Below are 1,760 nucleotides of genomic sequence, written 5' to 3'. Positions count from 1 at the left end.
GTGGAGCACGTCTTCGGGACCATCAAGGACTGGATGGGCCGAAGTCACTTCAAGACGCGCACGCTGCGAAACGTCCCTACCGAGATGAGCCTCCACGTCCTCGCCTATAACATCAAACGCGCAATCGCCCTGATGGGAGCAACCGGTCTGATCGCCGAGATGCAGCGGTAAGAATGCTCGTGCCGCAGCTCAATGCGCCGCTGCTCAAAATGGCGTTTTCACACAGCCTCGGTGGAAAGCTGCCGTTAGGTCGATAGGAAGCTATTCGACACCGATTACTGATACGCCACCTATCAAACGCCCTCGTTCTATGAATTCTATCCATGAATGAAGGCAGGATCTAAAAAGCTCTGTATCTATAGTCTCTGACCATTTATCGTCGCTAAACGCCCAATAAATTCGGGTCGTCGCAGCGTTGAAATCGGCAGAAAAATGATACCGGTCCCATGCTCCAGATGAAGATTCACCGGCTATCACCGCCTCAAGCGTGGACATGCCTTGACGCGCATCGTCGATAGCGCACTTGAGGTCCAAACCTCCATCATCACCTAGTAAGTGTGCCAGCGGACGGTCGCCGCCGTCGCAACCGGGTTCGTAGCGACCAATCGCCGGATAAAAAAACCAATAGAACGTCAATTGGTCATCCATAAGGAGGCCCTTGGCTGGTGCATCGGGGCTAACCTCCCACCCTTTTTATAATGACCACAACTGCGGCGGTTGCCGCCTGGCTGCTTCTCCCGAATAACTGCCGGTCGGCTTTTCAGGCCACCCGCCCTGATCGGCGGACCGCGAATGGCTTGATCTGGTGGGAAGCCGCCATTCGGATTCTCGTCGAATTCGTTAGACCACCGGGAGACGGTTGATGTCGAAAATGTCGATCTGCCGCTCTTCAAAGATCGTACTTAGTGCTTCGGGTCCGCTGCGGTCGGCAAAAATCATTTCCGATGCCGAGATGGGGATCGCCATCAGCCATGTAATTGTGCGGCCTTCTAGCTGAAGAGTTTCAGGTCCGTCATTCCAAAGAAAAGGTGAGACGAACATTATGTGCGCCAGAGTTTTTGAAAGGCCATACATTTGGAGCACGTCGTTGTGAATCGCTCCGGGCCCCATCGGCCATGCGTCTTTAATAACGTTGAACGCGCAGGTCGAGAGAACACCTGATAGGTCCGTCGTTGTTGTGCACGCGCCCACAAGTTCAACTCGTAGATCGTTGGCGAATCCGAGGCTGTGCTCGGAAAGGCCTAACGTCCCGACAGCGGTCACACCATCCCACGGGCAGTCTGCACGTGTGGCAATGCCGACCCAATTATCTTCTGGCTCGTCCCAATACCGGGTCACTTTGAGTTGGCCACCACCCCAGGTTCGGGCCAATTCACGGTTCGCCAATTTGGTATGTAGGGAAATCTTATCGTCGCGTCTCATGCACAATCTTCGCATGGGGAACGGATGTCGGCAATTGGGCGAAAGCCGGCAGGCCGCTTTTTATGGGTCTGCGGCCTAGTCACCTGGAACTGAAGTAAGTTACATTGTAGACTGATCCTGTCTGAACGACGGGAGCGAACGGGATGGCGCGTGGTCGGGCTGTTGAACCACTGATTTTGACGGCAGATGAGCGTAGCTATTTGGAGCGGCAGGTTCGGCGCCATCGGGTAGCGCGCTCACTGTCGGAGCGCTGCCGTATCGTCTTGCGTTGCGCCGATGGCCTGCAAAGCAAGGAGGTGGCGGCCGAGCTCGGCGTCGGTGAACCGGCGTCGGTGAAC

The 1,760-nt window shown here is 55.5% G+C and carries 3 protein-coding genes and 1 pseudogene; 2 read left to right on the top strand and 2 right to left on the bottom strand.

From position 1 onward, the window contains the following. On the top strand, positions 1–171 hold a 171-nt coding region (locus tag AC1DVS_RS26725; protein WP_478027547.1), incomplete at its 5' end, for a transposase. A 90-nt stretch (positions 172–261) separates the two neighbouring features. On the opposite strand, the gene AC1DVS_RS26720 is transcribed toward AC1DVS_RS26725, so the two are convergent. Together AC1DVS_RS26720 and AC1DVS_RS26715 are read right to left on the bottom strand one after the other, a co-directional pair. Next, on the bottom strand, positions 262–648 hold the full coding sequence (locus tag AC1DVS_RS26720) for a hypothetical protein (protein ID WP_478027546.1): 387 nt from the start codon (positions 646–648) through the stop codon (positions 262–264). Positions 649–840: 192 nt separating this feature from the next. Then, positions 841–1,422 carry a suppressor of fused domain protein gene (locus AC1DVS_RS26715; RefSeq protein ID WP_478027545.1) on the bottom strand — a complete coding sequence of 194 codons (582 nt, stop codon included), beginning with the start codon at positions 1,420–1,422 and terminating at the stop codon, positions 841–843. 143 nt (positions 1,423–1,565) lie between these two features. On the opposite strand from AC1DVS_RS26715, the pseudogene AC1DVS_RS26710 reads away from it, so the two are divergent. Then, positions 1,566–1,760: pseudogene (locus AC1DVS_RS26710) on the top strand (IS630 family transposase); the annotation flags it as partial.

The organism is Sphingomonas sp. P3_C5 (genome assembly GCF_056402635.1).
The sequence above is the reverse complement of the archived record's forward strand: the minus strand, read 5'-3'. Positions and strand labels throughout refer to the sequence as shown.

Bases quoted from the DNA above. Each gene is read 5' to 3' on its own strand.
- AC1DVS_RS26720 (WP_478027546.1), bottom strand. From the start codon at position 648: ATGGATGACCAATTGACGTTCTATTGGTTTTTTTATCCGGCGATTGGT.
- AC1DVS_RS26715 (WP_478027545.1), bottom strand. From the start codon at position 1,422: ATGAGACGCGACGATAAGATTTCCCTACATACCAAATTGGCGAACCGT.